The sequence below is a fragment of the Flavobacterium sp. genome (genome assembly GCF_031363805.1).
Classification (GTDB): domain Bacteria; phylum Bacteroidota; class Bacteroidia; order Flavobacteriales; family Flavobacteriaceae; genus Flavobacterium.
Map to the genome: position 1 here is coordinate 1 of NZ_JANLVD010000133.1, position 21,479 is coordinate 21,479.

18 protein-coding genes are annotated in these 21,479 nt (G+C 30.9%); 13 read left to right on the plus strand and 5 right to left on the minus strand.

The window, feature by feature from the left end; translation table 11 throughout:
- The 8 genes from RMN92_RS08095 to RMN92_RS08130 all read left to right on the plus strand — a co-directional run.
- Positions 1–393 (plus strand): DUF4349 domain-containing protein (locus RMN92_RS08095; RefSeq protein ID WP_309608966.1); only part of this gene is annotated, 393 nt, incomplete at its 5' end.
- A gap of 1 nt (position 394) precedes the next feature.
- A complete protein-coding gene (locus tag RMN92_RS08100; RefSeq protein WP_309608967.1) occupies positions 395–2,032 on the plus strand; it encodes a S41 family peptidase in 1,638 nt (545 codons plus the stop codon).
- Positions 2,033–2,379: 347 nt separating this feature from the next.
- Positions 2,380–4,227, plus strand: a complete 1,848-nt coding sequence (locus RMN92_RS08105; protein ID WP_309608968.1) for a phage baseplate assembly protein V — start codon at positions 2,380–2,382, stop codon at positions 4,225–4,227.
- 2 nt (positions 4,228–4,229) lie between these two features.
- A complete protein-coding gene (locus tag RMN92_RS08110) occupies positions 4,230–5,378 on the plus strand; it encodes a hypothetical protein (protein WP_309608969.1) in 1,149 nt (382 codons plus the stop codon).
- Position 5,379: 1 nt separating this feature from the next.
- Positions 5,380–6,318, plus strand: a complete 939-nt coding sequence (locus RMN92_RS08115; RefSeq protein ID WP_309608970.1) for a hypothetical protein — start codon at positions 5,380–5,382, stop codon at positions 6,316–6,318.
- Positions 6,319–6,403: 85 nt separating this feature from the next.
- Entirely contained in the window at positions 6,404–7,066 is a 663-nt protein-coding gene (locus RMN92_RS08120) for a hypothetical protein (protein ID WP_309608971.1), read from the plus strand.
- Positions 7,067–7,280: 214 nt separating this feature from the next.
- Positions 7,281–8,984, plus strand: coding sequence for an AIPR family protein (locus tag RMN92_RS08125; protein WP_309608972.1), 1,704 nt, complete (start codon positions 7,281–7,283; stop codon positions 8,982–8,984).
- Positions 8,985–9,144: 160 nt separating this feature from the next.
- Complete coding sequence (locus RMN92_RS08130) at positions 9,145–9,489, plus strand: hypothetical protein (RefSeq protein WP_309608973.1); 345 nt, start codon at positions 9,145–9,147, stop codon at positions 9,487–9,489.
- A 415-nt stretch (positions 9,490–9,904) separates the two neighbouring features.
- On the opposite strand, the gene infB is transcribed toward RMN92_RS08130, so the two are convergent.
- The 3 genes from infB to rimP are packed head-to-tail and all read right to left on the minus strand — an operon-like array spanning position 9,905 to position 14,546.
- Positions 9,905–12,769, minus strand: a complete 2,865-nt coding sequence (gene infB, locus RMN92_RS08135; RefSeq protein ID WP_309608974.1) for a translation initiation factor IF-2 — start codon at positions 12,767–12,769, stop codon at positions 9,905–9,907.
- Positions 12,770–12,824: 55 nt separating this feature from the next.
- Entirely contained in the window at positions 12,825–14,066 is a 1,242-nt protein-coding gene (gene nusA / locus RMN92_RS08140; RefSeq protein ID WP_309608975.1) for a transcription termination factor NusA, read from the minus strand.
- Positions 14,067–14,081: 15 nt separating this feature from the next.
- Positions 14,082–14,546 (minus strand): ribosome assembly cofactor RimP, encoded by a 465-nt coding sequence (rimP, locus tag RMN92_RS08145; RefSeq protein WP_309608976.1) that lies wholly within the window; start codon positions 14,544–14,546, stop codon positions 14,082–14,084.
- A gap of 180 nt (positions 14,547–14,726) precedes the next feature.
- Between rimP and RMN92_RS08150 the strand changes: the two genes are divergently transcribed.
- Positions 14,727–15,551 carry a universal stress protein gene (locus RMN92_RS08150; protein ID WP_309608977.1) on the plus strand — a complete coding sequence of 275 codons (825 nt, stop codon included), beginning with the start codon at positions 14,727–14,729 and terminating at the stop codon, positions 15,549–15,551.
- A 58-nt stretch (positions 15,552–15,609) separates the two neighbouring features.
- Here the strand turns inward: RMN92_RS08150 and RMN92_RS08155 are convergent, their stop codons facing one another.
- Positions 15,610–16,041, minus strand: a complete 432-nt coding sequence (locus RMN92_RS08155; RefSeq protein WP_309608983.1) for a TerB family tellurite resistance protein — start codon at positions 16,039–16,041, stop codon at positions 15,610–15,612.
- A 154-nt stretch (positions 16,042–16,195) separates the two neighbouring features.
- Here RMN92_RS08155 and RMN92_RS08160 point away from each other — a divergent pair, with 154 nt between their 5' ends.
- From RMN92_RS08160 to RMN92_RS08170, 3 genes are all read left to right on the plus strand, one after another.
- Entirely contained in the window at positions 16,196–16,789 is a 594-nt protein-coding gene (locus tag RMN92_RS08160) for a HupE/UreJ family protein (RefSeq protein ID WP_309608978.1), read from the plus strand.
- A 267-nt stretch (positions 16,790–17,056) separates the two neighbouring features.
- Complete coding sequence (gene ubiE, locus RMN92_RS08165) at positions 17,057–17,788, plus strand: bifunctional demethylmenaquinone methyltransferase/2-methoxy-6-polyprenyl-1,4-benzoquinol methylase UbiE (protein ID WP_309608979.1); 732 nt, start codon at positions 17,057–17,059, stop codon at positions 17,786–17,788.
- A 2-nt stretch (positions 17,789–17,790) separates the two neighbouring features.
- Complete coding sequence (locus tag RMN92_RS08170; RefSeq protein WP_309608980.1) at positions 17,791–18,498, plus strand: porin family protein; 708 nt, start codon at positions 17,791–17,793, stop codon at positions 18,496–18,498.
- Here the strand turns inward: RMN92_RS08170 and RMN92_RS08175 are convergent.
- Positions 18,495–19,223 carry an RNA methyltransferase gene (locus tag RMN92_RS08175; RefSeq protein WP_309608981.1) on the minus strand — a complete coding sequence of 243 codons (729 nt, stop codon included), beginning with the start codon at positions 19,221–19,223 and terminating at the stop codon, positions 18,495–18,497. The two genes, RMN92_RS08170 and RMN92_RS08175, sit on opposite strands and share 4 nt — an antisense overlap.
- 106 nt (positions 19,224–19,329) lie before the next feature.
- Here RMN92_RS08175 and RMN92_RS08180 point away from each other — a divergent pair.
- A partial coding sequence (locus RMN92_RS08180; protein WP_309608982.1) for a POTRA domain-containing protein occupies positions 19,330–21,479 on the plus strand: 2,150 nt, incomplete at its 3' end.

Sequence of the window (21,479 nt, forward strand, 5' to 3'; positions counted from 1 at the left end):
TATATTGATTTGGAATCGAGAATGAATTCCAAAAAAACTCTGGAAAAAAGGTATTTGCAATTACTCCAAAAAGCCAATAAAGTTTCTGAAATTATAGAAATTGAAGCCAAACTAGCTCAAATTCGCGAAGAAATAGAAGCTAAAGAAGGTCAGTTTAGATATTTGAAAAATCAAATTTCGATGAGTACAGTTACCATTGAAATGTATACCAACGATGCTTCTCAAAGCGGGGCAACATCATCTTTTGGTTCAAAAATCTGGAACGAAATCAAATCTGGTTTCAACTCATTGTCTGGATTTATTTTGGGATTAATTAGTATCTGGCCTTATCTTATTATTACAATATTAATTTTTATCTTTATCAAAAGAAAATTCAAGAAAAAAACACCATAATATGTTATCATTTTTTAAGAAAAAATATATAATTCCAATAGTTGCCTGTGGCTTTTTATTTGTTGGCGTGAGTTTTAAAGAAGATTTTTTTGAAATCGCCAAGCAAATAGAAATTTTTACGACACTTTTTAAAAATGTCAATATGAACTATGTTGACCAAACCAATCCTGGAGAGTTAATGGATAAAGCCATTAAAAACATGTTAGCAGAACTTGATCCATACACTGTTTATTTCAACGAACAAGACGTGGTGAAAGCCAAAATAAACAATACTGGCGAATACACAGGAATTGGCGCTATTATGACCCGAAAAGACGGCAAATTTATAGTTCGTGAACCTTTTAAAAATTATCCGGCTGATAAAGCAGGTTTAAAAGCGGGAGACGAAATTATACAAATTGGCGATGTGAATTTAATTGATTTCAAAGAAGATGCAACCCAACTATTAAAAGGCGGAAAAAATGCAAAAATTGATCTTAAATTCAAAAGAAATGGCGAAATAAAAACAACCCAACTTATACTAGAAGAAGTTGAATTGAAAGCAGTTCCGTTTTTTGCAAAAATTGATGATAAAACCGGATATATTGTTTTGGATAAATTCAATGCCAAAGCAACTGTAGAAACCAAACAAGCTTTAGAAAAATTAAAAGAACAAGGCGCAACCCAAATTATTCTAGATTTAAGAGGAAATCCTGGCGGATTGTTGGGAGAAGCTGTGAGTATTTGCAATTTGTTTGTTGAAAATAATGAAGTTATAGTGACGACCAAATCTCATATTTCAAAACACAATAATATATACAAAACTTCCAAAAGTCCAGTTGATACCCAAATTCCATTGGCAATATTGGTCAACGGCCGAAGCGCATCAGCAAGCGAAATTGTCGCTGGAGCATTGCAAGATTTGGACAGAGCTGTAGTTATTGGAAGTCGTAGTTTCGGAAAAGGTTTGGTGCAACGATATTTAGATTTGAGCTATGGAACGCAAGTAAAAGTAACTATTTCAAGATATTACACTCCTTCTGGAAGATGTATACAGGCTTTGGATTATTCAAAAAAAGACGCCAATGGGAAAGTTACAAAAACTGAAGCGAAAAATTTTAATGCTTTTAAAACCAGAAAAGGCAGACCAGTTTATGATGGTGGTGGCGTATTGCCAGATATTGAACTTGCAGAAACAAAATCAAATTATATCATTGATGCTTTGGTGAGAAACGATGCTATTTTTAATTTTGGAACTCAATATTACTACAAAAACAGCACTTTGGGAGACAAAATTCCGAACTTGACAGATGCTGATTTTGCTGATTTCAAAAAATATATAAAATCACAAAATATTTCATTTGACACAAAAACCGAAAATGCCTTGAAAGAAACTTTGGAGCAAGCAAAAAAAGAAAAAGTAGATACTGCAATAAAACTACAGTACGATAGTTTAATGCTTACTTTACAAAAAGCAGAAGATGTAGAAGTTGATAAAAATAAAACGGAAATTCTAGCACTTTTGCACGACGAAATTATCAAACGTTTTCAATACAAGGAAGGTTTATATTTGTATTATACCAAAAACAATTCTGAAATTAAAAAAGCCACACAACTTTTGAACAATACTGCCGAGTACAATAAAATTTTGATAAATTAAAATAGCTTTGCATATTTATTGATTTTCATCAAGTTAAAGTGCAAAATATAGTTGGGCATTCCCCAAGAATTAAAAAAACTCGTTCGTTCCTCACTTCATTTTTTTAATTCTTGCGTCGGGCTTTCGGCTTTATCTGTCATTGCGAAGAAGCATAACGAAGCAATCTTATTTTTTTAATCGCAATGACAGGATACCGCCTCAATCCCTAATGCAACAAACACTTACCTAATCCCAAAATTTCCTTCAAAAACAAACATTTAACAAAATACGCGGTTTAACCATAAAATTTAATTTGGAAACTCCTTATATTTGTAGGTTAATTACAAACAAAACTAAAAACTATTTCAATGGCAATAAGCACGACAACCTCTATTCAAATTGAAGGCGAAACATTAACTCGTTTCTCAAAACTAACCATTACACAAACTGTAAATGCACACCACGAATTTACCGTTTTGCAACCTTTGCCAAAAGAATTCGTAAACCAAGCCATCGATAAAACGCAAACCTATATTGGGCAAAGCATTAAAATAGAAATAAAACCCAATAATTTGACTACCGAATCGCCACTGATATTTTACGGAATCATAAATTCAGTGAAAATGGTGCGTGAAAATGGTTCGGCAGGAATGATTCAAATATCGGGTGGAAGTTCAACTATTGCCATGGAGAATTTACCCAAAAATAAATCATTTACAGACAAATCGCTCTCAGATATCATTCAAGAAATTGCCAATTCCTATCCACAAAGAGCAATAAAACCAGTTGTAAATCTTCAAAACAATCCAACCTTACCCTATACAGTTCAGTATTACGAAAGTGATTTTACTTTTTTATGCCGAATGGCTCAAAAAAAAGGAGAATGGTTTTATTACAACGGTCAAGAATTGGTATTCGGAAAACCAAAATCAAAAACATTCACGCTAGAATATGGTCGCTCACTCGAGCGTTTCGATATCGAAATGAACGCCAAACCAGTCAATTTTGAATACATAGGATATGATCCAAGTAGCGCAGAAACACAAAAAGCGAACGCTTCAGAAATCAATTACCAACCACAAGGCTACTCTAAACAAGTATACGAATCGTCCAAAAAATTATTTCCAGACCAGTCAAACTCATTGTATTCAAATGCCATGCAAGAAGGAAATTCTCGCACCCATTTGGTGGATAGAGTGACCACACAATTACAATCGCAAACTTCCAATTTAATAACTGCCACAGGCATAAGTGACGAAACAGGACTCCGCATTGGCGATGTGGTGAGCATTCACGAATCGGCTTTTACCATGACTGGCAACCCACAAGATGGCGTTCAAGAACAAAATTTTGGAAGCTACACCATTACAAATATTACACACACTTGTGACGAGAGTTCATACCATAACGCATTCAACGCCATTCCGGAAAATTCACTTTGTCCACCTTACGGAAATGTGTTGGCTGTGCCCATTGCCACGACACAACCCGCAACGGTTATCGATAATAACGACCCAAAAGGACTTGGCAGAATACAAGTACAAATGGCATGGCAAAAAAACAATTCAGAAAAAACGCCTTGGATTCGCATGACAAATCCACACGCAGGTGGCGGAAAAGGAATGTATTTTATACCCGAAATTGGCGAAGAAGTTTTGGTCGCTTTTGAAGCCGACAATGCCGAAAAACCTTTTGTGTTGGGTACCATGTACAATGGTTCAGAAAGTTCAGGATATAATACCGAAGGCAACGACCAAAAAGTAATTCAAACTCGTTCAGGCACCAAAATTATTATGAACGACGCAATTGGTAGCGTGTTTATTGAAGACCCTAGTGGGAATACTTGGTTCATGGATGGAAAAGGAAATATCAATGTAAATGCACCAAATACGATTTCGATGAATGCTACAGATATTATAATGACAGCATCGAAAAATATTACTTCAAGTGCTGGTCTGAATATATCTGAAAGCGCAGGAGTTGACAAATCCACTTCTATTGGAATGATGCACAATGTATTTGTAGGTGGAAATAGTATGATGAGTGTGATGGGAAAACTGGTTGAAAATATTACTGGAGATAAAGAAATAAATACCGAAAAAGAAATGACTTTTAACAGTCAAAAAGGAATGCAATATTCTTCTGAAGGAGAAATACAAAAGCACTCTCAAAAAGAAGTCAAACTTAATAGTGCAGAAAAATCTAAATTGTTTTAATTATGTCTTATACGTCAAATGTAGGTGGTAAATTAATTGTAACTGCAAAAGGAGATATTAAATCATATGCTAAAGAAAATATTCAAATTAATTCTGCTAAAACCATAAGTATAAAAGGTGCTGATAATGGAGTTTCTTTTGGTAAGCCAGAAGATCCGCCAGTAATTGAAAAAAATGAAGTTCAGTATGTAAATGGTCATTTTTATAACGAAGATGGAACTTATGAAGGGAAAGTTGATGAAAAGACAAATACAGGAGTTGTAGATGACGTTTACACTTGTACTGGAAAAGGCAAAGCAAAAGACAAGGATGGCAAAGAAATAGATGTTTATAATGGTATAAAATTAATAAAAGAGAACGATGTAAATATAACACATTCTCATTTTTGCTATATAGCTTATGTTGTAAAAATGGAGGCTGGTGATCCAGATTTTAAAGAGTTAAAATGCATCGCATATAGTAGTTTTAATTATTCAAAAGATGTAACTCTTAAAAAAGATGAAAAAAGCAAATGGAAACAAGTATTAGCAGGAAAATATTCATCAGTTCGAAAAAAAAAGGAATTAAAAGACTCATTAAATGATGACAAATCTAAACTAACTCGAAAAGCACTATTTTATGTACTTAATGGGGAGGCCGATTTAACAAATGGTGCAAAATTTTGGGATGGTACAGATTTTCTGGCTTGGGGTAATTCTGAAACTAATATATATAACAATCTAGGTCAAAATAAATTTGATGAATATAAATTTATAGAAATACCAAAAGACATATATGATTCGTTTGTATTAGCAAATGGTACTTCTTCAAGATACCCAGATGCAGGGAATCATAATGAAAAAACTCACAAAGGAACTCACGAACATATAACAAAGAAAGTAAAAAAGAAAATACTAGATAAGGACAAAAAACCTGTTTTAGGAAAAGATGGTAAACCAACCTTTGAAGAAGTAGAAGTACCTTCAAAAATAAAATATGCAATACCAGCGGCAGATTTCGAAAATCAAGATTACTGGAAATCTGGAAACTTTTATTATGATACAGGCGTAAATGAAACTTATGGAATTTCAGCGACAGTAAATGCTGGAAAAAGTATTTTTTGGAAAAAAACTAAAACTAGGCTCACTAGCGAAACTATAATTAAAAAATAGTATGAAAAAGTTAACTTTTATAATTTTTATAATTTTTATAATTTGTTTGTCCCTTTCTTTTTATATTCTAAAACCTAAAAAAATTAATATCAAATACAAGCTTGCTTTAGTTCAAGAAATAGATATTGATAAAGGGAGTTATAGGTATTTTAATGATGATAGTACTTACACAAAAGGAGAAGGCACTATTAAAGAAAATTTTATTGGCGTTTTTCCAAAAGCAAATGATACTGTAACTATTTACAAATTGAATTCAGATAAATCTGAAAAACCTGAAAAATTTACATTCTGGTTTAAAAAAAATAAAAATAAGTCAATTACTTTCTTTTGTTCAGGTGAAGAAGTTAGAGTAATGTTTGGAAACAAAAATACTATTACTATAAATAATGATAATTATAGAGTAAATTATGAATATTATACTTTTTTGAAACAAAAAGTATTTGTTGAAGCGTCAATATTAGATTTAACTTTTTTTCTAAAAGATGGATATGGTGACTATTCAGAATTACTAGAGCCATTAAATAAAAACTGGAGTAATCAAAAAGAAAATAGTACCCATAAAATTATTTCTGCTACTATCAAAAACCAAAATTATCAATCTGACGACCAATTTTTTATTTACAAATTTATTTATAAATATGATGAAAACGGAGTTTTAAAAAGCATTGATGGAGAAAACAGATACAATAAAAAATTTATAAATAATAAAGGGAAATACATTCAATATTCTATATCAAATGGAGAAAATGAGCGCAGTTTTACTGAACAAATTTTATATAAAAATAAAAAAACATTATTTGATTCAATTATAGGGAGTACAGAACAATTTTCGATTTCTAAAACAACATATTACACAAAATACCAATCTAAATTAAAAACTATTCAAGTAAATAAAAAACCAAAAAACATTGATGAGATAATTAAGATTTTGGGAAATTAAGAAATTAATTCCAGAGATTTCGACTGATTAAAGAGAATGATTTTAGCGGAAAAGCTTATGAAAACAAAGTATTAAAAACACTAAAATGACCCTAAGAAAAATAACAATCCTAACATATTTAATATTCTTTATTTCCTGTATACATCATCAAAAAGAAATAACAAAAATAAGTTTAAATGAATTCAATGTTGGAATGTCAATATCAGATTATGACCAAGATTATTGGGTTTGTGATGATTATATAAATGATAATGATACAAAATACTCAACATACAAATCAATCAAAAAAGTAAAAAAAGAATACTTTTTAAAAAATGGAATTTTAATGAATTCAAAAGGAATCGTTAACAACCTAAAAATATTTTTTAAAAATAAAAATACATATGAATTTATTACAATTAATAAAGGTCTTCCGTTTATAAGACATGAAATTCAGGTAGATGACGCGCCAATTCCTACAACCCTTCAAATACTTTATGACGACAAAGGAAATATTAAAGAGTACTTTATAAATGAATTAAAATTTGAGAAAGGTTCAGGAATGTTGAAAATATTTTATTATCCAACATGGAATGATAATTTACAAAAACTTAATGAAAGCGGAATAAAAGAAGAAGGTGAAATAAAAAACAATTTCAAAATTGGAAATTGGAAATATTATAGCGAAAATGGAGATTTGATAAAATCAATCAATTATAAATTTGAAGATTCAGCCGATGTTCGATTTCCACATTGCCTTTTTAATTGACTTGCTTTTTAAATTATTAAAAAATTAATCGCATCGCAAAAAAGTGAAATAATTTGCTTTTTAAACTCTCCTACATGGTTTTACGTATAAAATTAGATAATATAAGATTTATGCGTAAGTTTAGATGTTGGCAGTAATGTTCAAAAATCGCTACAAAGTAGCGAATATTTACAAGTTAGTGGCAATACTTCGCGAAATCGAAAAAACAGAAAAAATGATAGATAGAATAACTCAAAGTTTATTAAAAGATTTTACCACAAAATTTGACTTTCCTAATGATATTAAAGAAAGTGATTTATTTGAGCATTTTATTAATTATACAATTTTAGAAAAAAGACTTGAAGACAGAATCGATGAAGAGTCATTAAATAAAATAAATATTGGTAAAAATGGGACTTTTGGACTTGATGGTTTTTGTATTTTAATAAACAAACACTTAATAACAACTATAGAAGATTTAAATGAAATAATTGACAAGAACATTAAACCATCTGCTGAAGTTTATTTTATACAAGCTAAAACCTCAAATAGTTTTGAAGTTAAAGAAATTAGTTCATTTGGTGATGCAATTGATGATTTTGTTTCAATCGATCAGAAATTTAGATGGACGGAGAATTCTCAAAAAAACATAGAATTATTTAAATTACTTACAAATAGAGCAAATGAACTTGAAACAAATCCAATTTGCTATATTTATTATGCAACTTTGGGAAGTTATGAATTTGACACAAATACAGAAGCAAAACGTGAAAATATCTTAAAAGACATTGGAAATCAAAGAGTTTTCCATAAAATTGAATTCAATTATTTTGATTATAATATTATTCAAAATGAGTATAAAAAAATTGGGCAAAAAATAACAAAAACATTTACATTTAATTTAAAAACTCTAATGCCTGAAATTGAGAATGTAGATGAAGCTCATATTGGTGTTGTTCCAGTGACAACAATAATTAATTTAATTGAAGATGATTCTGAATTAATAACTTCAATTTTTTATGATAATGTCAGAGATTTTCAAGGCTTTAATAAGATTAATGAAGAAATAAAAAACACCATTAAAGACGAAAAATTGAAATATGCTTTTTCAGTATTAAATAATGGTATTACAATAGTTGCAGAAAAACTATCGACTTCGAGAGATAACTTCACAATTACAAATTATCAAATAATTAATGGTTTGCAAACTTCAAGAGTACTACTTGATTCAAAAGAGATAATTAATGATAATATGTTCGTAACCTTAAAACTAATTATTACTAAAGATGAAAATTTAATATCTAAAATTATTCGTTCAACTAATCGACAAACAGAAGTTAAAGAAGAAGATTTAATAGCTTATTCAGATTTTCAAAAAAAATTGGAGGATTTTTTCAAAACTTTTGCAGAACCAAATAAACTGTATTATGAAAGAAGGTCTAAGCAATATAATGGACTTACGTTAGATACAAAATTAATTGTTGATAAATCAACATTAATTAAAGTAATGGGTAGTTTTTACTTTCTAAAACCGAATCTTGCTACAAGATATTTTGGAGCTTTATTCAATGAATTTGGCAAACAACTTTTTAAAGACAATCATAAATTATATCCATATTATACAGCAGCATTAATTTTTAATAAATTAGATAATCTTTTCAGACAAGGAAAAATCGATAGAAAATATAAAAAAATTAGATACTTTATATTAATGATGATAAAACTTGAATACAATAAAATAGTTCCCAAATTTGAGTCAGGAAAAGTTGACAATTATTGTATAGAATTAATCAGAACAATGCAAAATGAAGAAGATTTTGAAAAAATTGTTAATGAAACAATCAAAAAAATTGATTCTTTAAATATTGATTTAGACAGTACCGAAATTTCAAAATCTGCTAAACTTGTTGAAAATATAAAAGAGTTTTATTTTAATTAGGACTGCCACTAACAGCGGTGACCGTTGCACAACCCCCAGCTCTCCAAAGTGTTCCAAAAGAACGGCTAGCTCTGCGAATGTCTCTGACTTCGCAGAAGTTATATAATAAATTTTGAATATTTAAATTGAAAAAATTATTCCAAACCATCAAAACTAAACCATGTTCAAAACCATAGATGAAATAAATATAACAGGCAAAGAAGATTTTTTTACCTTAAATAATACAAAAAATGATGCTCAGGTTACTATAAGTTTAGAAAAAGGGAGGATCACTTTTAATGATTCCTGTGGAAACACAATGCAAAACTATCCATCGGTAACCCGTATAAATTTTGAAATATTCAACCTTAGAGAAATAGGACAAACCATTAATAGGGAAAATGGCAACATCATTGCCTATTTATCCAGCTCCGATGTTCAGGAACTCGCAGAAAAAACATTCTATGAATATGGGCAAACTCGAGTGTATGATTTTATAAATCTTAAATTTAATATTGCTCTATAAAACCCAACAAGGCTTATGCAAAACTTTAATAAAGTTTGGGCTAAATATTTAAGGTTTAGAACTGCAATGCAATAACACACCTCTGTAACAGTCCATTACAATACTGTGATGGCTTACTTCCAAACTGCGATGGTATATTGCCACACTGTAATGCGATATTTCCACGCTGTAATGCTATTGCGCAGCACTGTAATGGTGTTCTACTCTACTGTAATGGCATTTTACTGCACTGTAATGGCATTGCGTAATGCTTTAATTTTGAAGAAAGTAAGCAACAAAGATTCTCAAACAAACAACCTGTAAAAAGTCTAATCACGATCTTAAAATAGCTATTCAATTCAATTCAATTCCCAAAAATCAAAGCACAAAAAACCTCGAAATTTTCGAGGTTTTAAATTTTATAAACAATTCAATATTATTTCAACTTACGTTTTACAGCAACTTCTGTAAATCCTTCAATAATATCATCAATTTCGATTTCGTTGAATCCTTTTATTTGGATACCACAATCGTAACCTTTTGCTACTTCTTTCACATCATCTTTGAAACGTTTCAATGCAATAATATCACCAGTGTGAATCACTACGTTGTCACGAAGTACACGAACTTTATTGGCTCTAAGTATTTTACCATCGGTAATCATACAACCTGCAATAGTTCCTACTTTAGATATTTTGAACAGTTCTCTAACGCCTGCAAGGCCTGTAATTTCTTCCTTCATTTCTGGAGAAAGCATGCCTTCCATAGCATCACGTAAATCATCAATCGCCGCATATATAATAGAATAATGACGAATATCAATTTCTTCTTTATCTGCCAATTGCTTAGCGTTTCCTGCGGGACGAACATTAAATCCAATAATAATGGCATCTGATGCAGAAGCCAACATTACGTCAGTTTCTGTAATAGCTCCAACTCCTTTGTGAATGATATTGATTTGTATTTCTGGTGTAGATAGTTTTGAGAACGAATCTGATAATGCTTCAACCGAACCATCAACGTCTCCTTTAAGGATAATGTTCAATTCTTTAAATTGTCCAAGAGCAATACGACGACCAATTTCATCCAGCGTAATATGACGTTGCACACGAACGGATTGCTCACGCATCAATTGTGTACGTTTTGCAGCAATGGCTTTTGCTTCTCTTTCGTCTGCAAAAATATTAAACTTATCACCCGCTGTTGGAGCGCCAGCCAAACCTAATATAGATATTGGAGTAGATGGTCCCGCTTCGGTAACATTGTTTCCACGCTCATCTTGCATGGCTTTGATTTTCCCGTGGTTTTTACCTGCAAGAATATAATCTCCTACACGCATGGTTCCTGCTTGAACCAATACTGTTGACACATAACCACGACCTTTGTCAAGAAATGCTTCAACCACTGTTCCAGTTGCTGGTTTATTTGGATTTGCTTTCAAGTCTAAAACTTCTGCTTCAAGCAATACTTTTTCTAATAATTCTTTCATACCAATACCTGTTTTAGCAGATATGTCTTGCGATTGGTATTTTCCGCCCCAATCTTCCACAAGGAAATTCATTGCTGCTAATTTTTCCTTTATTTTTTCAGGATTAGCATTTTGCTTATCTACTTTATTGATAGCGAAAATAATAGGTACATTCGCAGCTTGTGCGTGAGATATTGCTTCTTTTGTTTGAGGCATGATATCGTCATCGGCAGCAACTACGATAATAGCAATGTCGGTAACTTGAGCTCCACGTGCACGCATCGCGGTAAACGCTTCGTGACCTGGTGTATCTAAGAATGCGATTTTTTGACCGTTTTCAAGTTCTACTCCGTAAGCACCAATATGTTGTGTAATTCCACCAGATTCACCCGCAATTACATTTGTTTTACGAACATAATCCAGTAAAGATGTTTTACCGTGATCTACGTGACCCATTACAGTTACAATAGGCGCACGATGAACCAATTCTTCTTCGGTATCTGCTACAACTTCGATATTATCTTCAAGATCGGTGGTAATGAATTCCACTTCATAGCCAAACTCATCACAAACGATCGTTAGAGTTTCAGCATCAAGACGTTGGTTCATGGTAACCATGATTCCCAATGACATACAAGTTCCAATCACTTTTGTAATTGGTACATCCATCATAGTAGCAACTTCTCCAACGGTTACAAATTCTGTAACTTTGATGGTTTTACTTCCAGCGTCTAGTTCTCTTTGTTCATCATCAGATTTCTGACGGTGTGTATCTCTTTTATCACGACGGTATTTTGCCGCTTTTGATTTGCTTCCTTTTCCTTGTAAACGTTCTAAAGTTTCTTTGATTTGGTTTTTTACTTCCTCTTCAGTTGGCTCAACTTTAGCAATAATTGCTGGTCTTGCTCCTTTTACGAAACCTGGTTTGTTTGCTCTAAAAACGCCACCGCCGCTGCCACCAGTTGTATTTCCACCACCTTGATTTGGTCTTATTAAATTTGTGCCAGGCGTTCTTGGTGTTGCATTTGCTTCGCCAGGTTTTGGAGTAATAATTCTTTTTCGTTTATTTTTATTCGCATTGTTATTATTGGCAGCTGCGTTATTCCCAGCAGGTTTAGCCGTACCAGGTTTAATTGCAGCCCCTTTTTCTTCTATTTTCTTTTTAGGTTTGTTAAACTGCGATAAATCGATAGTTTGTCCCGAAAATATCGGACCAGTAAGCTTTTGATATTGTGTTGTAAAAGTTTCATCCACAGGAGTTTCTTCATCTGAAGAATTTGAAGCTACTTCTTTTGGTTTCTCTTCAACTGGCTTACTGATTATTTTTATAGGGGCTTTTGAAATAGGAGCAAACTTTTTATTTTCTTCTTTAGGTTGATTTTCTTTAGGCTGCTCTGTTTTTTCGATAGGTTTTGAAACTGGAATTTGAGTTTTAGGCTCAGTTGCTACAACTGGTTTGATTATAGCTTTAGGCGACAAATCAATTTGCCCAACTTGTTTAGGACCAGTAACTGTAGCAGCTTTTGCTTTGATCACTTCCTGACGTTGGCGCTCTTCATCAACCTTACGTTTTTCTTCGATTTCATGTTCTCTTTCCACACGCAAAGCTTCTTTTTCTTTTCGCTTTTCTTCGCCCACTTCTTTTGAAGCATCTTTATTGCCCTTGTCTCCAGCGAATTGGTTTGACAGAACATTGTACACTTCGTCAGAGATTTTCGTATTTGGATTGGACTCAATAACGTGTCCTTTATCTTTTAGATAATCTACAGCTCTCTCTAGCGAAATATTAAATTCCCTTAAAACTTTGTTTATTCTTATTGTACCTTCAGACATAAAATCTTTTTACTTATTTTCTTTTTATTGGGGTATGCTTATGCTAATCAAGAATTTATTCTTCAAATTCTTCTTTCAATATTCTAACTACTTCAAGAATAGTTTCTTCTTCTAAATCTGTTCTTCGTACTAAGTCGTTTACATCTTGACTTAAAATACTTTTGGCAGTGTCCAAACCTATTTTGGCAAATTCTTCAATAACCCAAGCTTCAATTTCATCTGAGAATTCGGTTAATTCTACATCATCATCAGTTGCAACGCTACCTTCTCTAATTACATCTAATTCATAACCAGTCAATTGGCCAGCCAAACGAATATTGTGTCCACCACGACCAATCGCTTTTGAAACTTCTTCTAATTTCAAGAAAACTTCTGCACGTTTGGTTTCTTCATTAATTTTAATAGAAGAAACTTTTGCTGGACTCAGCGCTCTTGTAATAAACAATTGAATATTGGTAGTATAATTGATAACATCAATATTTTCGTTTCCTAATTCGCGAACAATTCCGTGAATACGTGAACCTTTCATACCAACACAAGCACCAACAGGATCAATTCTATCATCATAAGAATCGACTGCTACTTTTGCTTTTTCGCCAGGAATACGAACCACTTTTTTTACATTTATAAGTCCGTCAAAAACTTCAGGGATTTCTTGTTCAAATAATTTTTCTAAAAACTTATCCGAAGTTCTAGACATAATTATTTGAGGTTTATTTCCTTTTAATTCAACATTTTCAATAATTCCACGAACATTATCGCCTTTGCGGAAAAAATCTGATGGAATTTGATTTTCTTTTGGTAATATAATTTCGTTTCCATCATCATCAACCAAAATAACAACTCTTGGTCGAACATGGTGTACTTCAGCTGTATAAATATCGCCAATTAAATCTTTAAATTGTTTGTAAAGATTGGTATTGTCATGTTCGTGAATTTTAGAAATAAGGTTTTGACGTAGTGCCAAAATGGATCTTCTTCCTAAATCGATCAATTTTACTTCTTCAGAAACTTCTTCACCGATTTCGAAATCAGGCTCGATTTTTCTAGCGTCAGTCAAAGTAATTTCAAGATGATCTAAATCTAAATCATCATCTGCTACAATAACTCTACGTTGCCATATTTCCATATCGCCTTTGTCGGGATTGATAATAATATCAAAATTATCATCTGAACCGTATTTTTTCTTTAATGCATTTCTAAATACATCTTCTAAAATCGCCATAAGCGTTACACGATCAATCAGTTTGTCGTCTTTAAACTCTGAAAATGAATCGATTAATGCTAAATTCTCCATGCCAACTTTTTTAATTTAAAATGTTATTGTTACTATAGCTTCCAAAATACCTGTATAATCAATATTTTCCTTGTGAAGCACTGTTTCTTTGCCTTTACCAATTTTTTTTGGCTCTCTTGAAGTCCACTCTACTGTTATGTTTTCTTCCGAAACATTCAATAATTTTGCTTCAATAGTTTGAGACTTTGTTTTTATTTTTAAGGTTCTTCCAATATTTTTATGATATTGACGAACTAATTTTAGTGGAAGAGAAACGCCTGCGGATGCAACTTCCAATGCAAAATCTACTTCTTCTCGATCTAAGTTATTTTCAATTGCTCTACTTATGTTGATGCAATCCTGCAATTGAACACCAGCATCACCATCCAAAATAACAATAATTTTATTGGCATCGTTGATGTTTAAATCAATTAAAAACAAGCTTGGATATTCTGCCAAACCTTCGTCTACTATGCTTTTTACTTTTTCTTTAAATGTCATGTTTTATAAAAAGAGGGAAGCATTGCTTCCCTCATTATGTAAGTGAATAACTTAATAATTCTGCAAATATACTACTTTTTTTATAATTACGAAATATTGATTTATGTTAAATTATTTCTTATCTTTATTACGATTACATATTTAAAATTTAAGTAGTTATTAATCCTAAACATTTAGATTATGAAACGAATTTTAGTTCCCACAGATTTTTCCGTGCATGCTGATTATGCTTTAAAGGTTGCTGCACAAATAGCTAGAGATACCAATGGCGAAATTTTTTTAGTCCACATGCTAGAATTGCCTACTCAGATGGCAGATGCAGTTAGTGGTGGTGGAAACATTCCTGAAATTATGCTTTTTATGAAAAAAGCACATCAAAAGTTAGAAAGCTTGTTGGAAAAAGATTATTTGGAAGGAATTAAAGTAAGCGAAGCGGTGAAATTAGGTCGCGCTTTTGAAGGAATCTTAAAATCGAGTGTAAAAAATAATATTGACCTTGTAGTCATGGGATCTCACGGTTCGACTGGTTTTCAAGAATTATTTATTGGATCCACTACTGAAAAAATAGTAAGAACTTCTGAATCTCCAGTTTTGGTTATAAAAAGTGAAAATACAAATTTTAAAACCGATAGATTTGTGTTTGCTTCCGATTTTTCTAAAGAAGTATATGGTTGTTTTAATAAAATTGTATCATTTTCAAAAATATTTGGTTCGCACCTTGATTTAGTGATGATTAACACCCCAAATAGCTTCAAATCAACAGGTGATGCTCAAAAAATCATGAAAAATTTTGTGTCTGAATTTGAACTAACCAATTTTTCTATGCATATATATAATGATGCAAATATTGAAAGTGGCATTTTAAATTTTGCGAAAAGTGTAAATGCAGACATTATAGGAATGTGTACGCACGGAAGAACAAGTTTATACCACTTTTTTAATGGTAGTATAAGTGAAGGATTAGTGAATCATGCCAATATTCCTGTAGTAACTTTTAAAATTTAAGTTATTAAACCACACATTTTCTGATTATAATTATTTGAATGTGTGGTTTAATTTTACTTTATTTATTCATGTGTTGCATTTCATAAAGAAACGTATCTAAATCTACATTTAAAACTAGAAGAGATAATGCTTTATCAACAATGTAATTTACATTACCTGGTGTAAAACCCAATGCCAATGCAAATTTTGTTAATATTTCTTTTTGTTTTGGGCCAAGAATATGATCTGCATAAACCATTCTAGACAAGTCGAACAATCTTTCTAATCTTTGTGAGTGCAAAACTGGAGGATTAATTGGATATTTTAATGGGTTTTCAAGAATTTCATCATACTCAGCATCAGATATTTCTAAACGGTTTTTAAGTTTGTCAAGAAAAAGTTTTTCTTCACCTGTTAAATCTCCATCTGCTATGGCTACACGAACAATGGCCGAAAAATGACCTTTGTTTCTGGTTTTGAATTCGCTATCAAATAAATCGGAAAAAGACATGTTATAATAATTTATATTTTCTACAAATATACTCATAATCTCAATTTTAATAAAATATTGTTAAAAAATATTTGATGAAATTTATACAGTATTTAAAAAAATAGCGTTAAAATGAAAATATATTGTAAGTTTGACAATCCCAAAATCTGTAATTATGTCTGAATTCTTGATTTATTTTAACATAGGATTAAAACATGTTTTAAATATTAGTGCCTACGATCATGTGTTGTTTTTAATAGCCTTAACCATACCTTATGCGTTCAAGGATTGGCGCAGATTGCTACTTTTGATTTCTCTTTTCACAGTTGGTCATACATTAGCACTGGTATTATCTGTTTATGAAATAGTATATATAAAATCAAATTTAATTGAATTTATAATTCCAATTACCATTTTAGTTGTTGCTATTTTTAATCTTTTTACAGCTGGTAAAAACAATAAAAACGAAAGCATTAGTTTAATTGCTTTTGTGACACTTTTTTTTGGAATTATTCATGGGCTTGGATTTTCTAATTATTTTAAAACAATATTGCCAGGAAAGTCTGCTGATAAATTATTGCCACTTACGGAATTTGCATTGGGAATTGAAACCGCTCAAATTATAGTAGTTTTTGTAGTTTTGATTATTTCCTATATTGTCCAAACTTTCTTTAGATTTTCGAAACGTGATTGGACATTGGTTATGTCTGCTTTTATTATTGGAGTTATTATTCCACTTGTAATTCAAAGCCCAATTTGGAGAAGATAAAAAATGTTAGACTTTATTGTATTCAATTTTTGATAAATATGTTATGTCAGAATTTGGTGTATTAAAAATATCAGAACGAAATTTTACACAGATTGAATTTGATAATTAAATCAAAGTTTTTTTTTAAATAAATCCGACTTCAAATTATAACTCAATTTATTTAAACTATGAATATATGGTTTAAAGATATGAGGTGGATTGAGTCATGTAAAAATAATCTCATTTTTAACATTCAAAAATTAAGTTTATATTTGCAAAAATTTTTTTATGTCAATTAGCACAAAACCTTATAAAGATTCAGATTTAGGAAAAAAAGACCAAGTAGCGAATATGTTCGATGCTATATCTTCCAAATATGATAATTTAAATAGGGTTATCTCTTTTGGTGTTGATGTCAAATGGCGTAAAAAAATGTTGAAAATGGTTTCTGCAACCCATCCTAAAAATATTCTAGATATTGCCACAGGAACTGGTGATTTGGCTATTTTAATGGCAAATACATCCGCAGAGAAAATTATTGGCCTTGATATATCTGCTGGAATGCTAGAAGTTGGCAAACAAAAAATAAACGCCAAAAATTTGAATCAAAAAATAGAAATGGTTTTGGGTGATTCTGAGAAAATACCGTATAATGATGATTTTTTTGATGCTGTAACCGTAGCATTTGGAATCAGAAACTTTGAAAATCTTGAAATAGGACTCTCCGAAATATTACGTGTTTTGAAACCAAATGGAATATTTGTCATACTTGAAACATCTGTTCCTGAAAAATTTATTTTTAGACAAGGTTATAAATTTTACACGAAATACATATTGCCAATTATTGGAAAATTATTTTCGAAAGACAAAGTTGCCTATCAATATCTATCAGATTCTGCCTCAATTTTTCCTTATGGAGAAAAATTAAACAATATTTTACTAAAAGTTGGGTTTATAAGTGTAAAGCATTTACCTCAAACTTTTGGTGTAGCAACAATTTATTCAGCCTCTAAAAATTAAAAATGAAAAAAATATTTTTATATATACTTATATTTTCTGCCACTTTTTGCAAAGCACAAATATTTACCAAAAGCATGTTTGCCAAAAAACCAATTATTAATTTGGAAAATTTTGATAAACAAAGAGTACATTTTGGGTTTTATTTGGGTTTTAATAATTATGATTTCAAAATTGATAAAAAAATCGATGGTCAAGATATATTTGTGAAAAGATCTATGGGTTTTAACGTAGGTTTGATTACAAATCTTCGATTAACAGATTATATTGATTTGCGTTTTGAACCAGGATTGCAATATGGTCAGCGAGACTTAACATTTTCTGGATTTGCAGAAAAGAAAGATTATTTTAGAGAAGTAAAATCGACTTATATTCATTTTCCATTGTTATTAAAATTTTCATCGAAACGAATTGGAAATGTTAGACCCTACGTTCTTGGCGGTGTTTCGGCAGACTTAAACTTATCCAGTAATTCAGATTCACCAGATGATAATTCTGCTGGAAGATTCAGATTGCTAAAAAACACATCAAATTACGAATTGGGTTTGGGTATTGATTTGTATATGGAATATTTCAAATTTTCACCATCCATACGTGGTGTTTTTGGAACCAAAAATGAGTTAATTCCTGATGCTGATCCAAATAGTCCTTGGACTGGAAATATAGCAAATATTGCTACACGAGGAATTTTTGTGAATTTTGCTTTTCATTAATTCATCCGCTTAAATTCAGACAAAATTATTGCTGTTGCTGTTGCGACATTTAAACTTTCGGTGCGTTGTAAATTTCCAAAACGGGGAATTGCAACTTTTTGATTGACTAATAATTCGATATTTTTTGATATTCCATTGGCTTCATTTCCAAAAATTATAATGCCATCATTTGGTAATTTTTTTTTGTAAATATTCTCACCATCCATAAAAGTCCCAAAAATTTGTAATTCAGATTTTGATAAATATTTTTCTAAATCAATATAATTTACAGAAACCCTTGCAATTGAACCCATGGTTGCCTGAATTACTTTTGGATTATATAAATCTACTGTTTGTTCAGAACATATTATTTGTGAAATCCCGAACCAGTCACACAACCTTATAATGGTTCCAAAATTTCCAGGATCTCGAATATCATCTAGACCAACTATAAGTCCGTGGTTTTGAATTGGTTTTTGTTCAGGAATTTTAAAAACTGCCAAACAATCATTGGCATTTGACAGAGCACTTATTTTATTTAAATCAGAATCGGAAATTAATATTTTTTTTGAGTCCAAAACGCCTTCAAACATTGGTTTTGTAATGTATAAACTATCCAATTCGAAATTGGCTTTCAAAAGTTCATCGATTACTTTTTCGCCTTCCGCAAAAAATAATTGATGCTGTTTTCTATATTTTTTTTGAACTAAACTCGTTATAAGTTTTATTTGATTTTTACTAACCATAAAAAATTGTATTTTTGAACTAAATTTTTAATATCGTTTGAAGCATTCTACCACAAAAATATCATTATTTATTCTAATAGCGACACTTATTTCTGCATGTAATGTTATGAAAAAAGTTCCCGATGGAAAGTACTTGCTAACAGACAATAAAATTTTGGTTAACAACAAGACAAATAAAGAAGAAGTTGTATTAAACCAGTTAATCCAGCAACGTAATACATCTATTTTAGGCTACAAATTAAGACTTCAGATGTATAATTTAGCCAAAAAAAATACAGATTCTATTTTTAGAGCAAAATATAGTGCAAATCCAGAAAAATACAAACGAAAAGCCAAGTGGCTTTCAAAAAAACAAGTGGATCGATTGGGGAAATCTTTTTGGTATTCTGGCATTCATAGTTTTTTGACTCGGACTGGTGAGCCACCCGTAATAATAAATGAAACGAAAGCTCAAAAATCTGCCCAACGATTGAAAGCTTATTATTTTAATCAAGGTTATTTTGACGCACAAACTAAATTCTCTGTTAATTATAATGAGAACAAAAAAGGCACTGTAAAATATACCTTATTAACAGGAAATCCAACATTTTTAGATACCATTTCTCGTCAAATAGAAACTCCTGTCTTAGATTCTTTATATTTGGTTTCAAAATCAAAATCTTTCTTAAAACAAGGCAATCAGTACAAAGAAAGTGATTTTAATTCCGAAAGAGCTAGAATAACTTCCTATTTCAGAAATCGTGGCGTGTATAATTTTCAACAACAAAATATTTTTTTTGACGTAGATACCATTCAGCCAAACAAAAGAGCAAACATTACTATAAATATTACCAACCAAACTTTTAAAAATGGCGATTCTACCAAAACCAAACCATTTAAAATATATCGAATTGGAAAAGTAAACGTATTTACAACCGACTTATCATCAAAAACAAAAACTCAAAATGCCGATAGTGTCAAGTATAAAAATTTTAATTTATACAGTACCAACAAATTACGCTACAGACCCAGAGCAATTACAAATGCAATTTTTATCCAGAAGGATAGCGTTTATAGTGATGAAAATAGAGCATTGACCCTTCGCTCGTTAAGCAATTTAAGAACTTTTAACTATCCAAAAATTACCTACGTAATAGATACAGTAACTCAAAATTTAAATGCCAATATTTATTTAATTTCAAAAAGTAAGTTTAACTTTAATAGTAATTTTGATGTTACACAATCCAATATTCAACAGTTTGGAATTGCAGGAAATGTATCGGTTTCAATTAGAAATATTTTTAGAGGTGCCGAAATATTAGAATTGGGAGTTAGAGGAAACATAGGTTCATCCAAAGATTTGGCAAATCCTGACAATCGTTTTTTTAATATTTCCGAAATAGGAGCTGACATCAGATTGAATTTTCCAAGCCTTTTCTTGCCATTTAATACAGATAGAATTGTTCCAAAATATATGTTTCCAGCAAGTGTGATTAGTTCTGGATTTGCAAAGCAGAAAAATATTGGATTAGATAAAGAAAATTTTACGGCTACCATAAATTATAATTGGACACCTAGAAAAGGTGTTTTTACAAAATTTGATTTGATAAATCTTCAATATGTAAAAAATGTCAATACAAACAATTATTTTAATGTTTATGGATCATCTTACAATAGATTAAATAGTTTAGCAAAAATTTATAATTCAGATACTTCAATTCTAAATCAGAATGGAGACGGGAATCTTTCAATTGAAAATGGAGGGACAGATGCATTTATAAACAATGCACTTAACGGTGGATACCTAACTTTAAACACTTCAAGTTTAGACTATCAATCCATTAAAAGCATAAACGAAAGAAAAACAAGACTTACCGAAAATAACTTGATATTTGCATCCAATTTTAGTTATTCTCAAGACACAAAATTTGATCTTTTTGACAAAGAATTTTACAGTTTTAGAACAAAAGTAGAATTGGCTGGAAATGTGCTGTCCTTAATTGGCGAAATTGCAAACCAACCAAAAAATGCAGAAGGCGTAAAAAATATTTTTGGATTACAATATTCTCAATATGTAAAAACTGAATTTGACTATATTAAACACTGGGATTTGAATAATGGAAATACTTTTGCTGTAAGAAGCTTTTTTGGAATAGCAATTCCGTATGGAAATTCAAAATCGATTCCATTTTCTCGCAGTTATTTTGCTGGAGGAACAAATGACAATAGAGCTTGGCAATCCTATAGCTTAGGCCCAGGAAGTTCAGGCGGATTGAA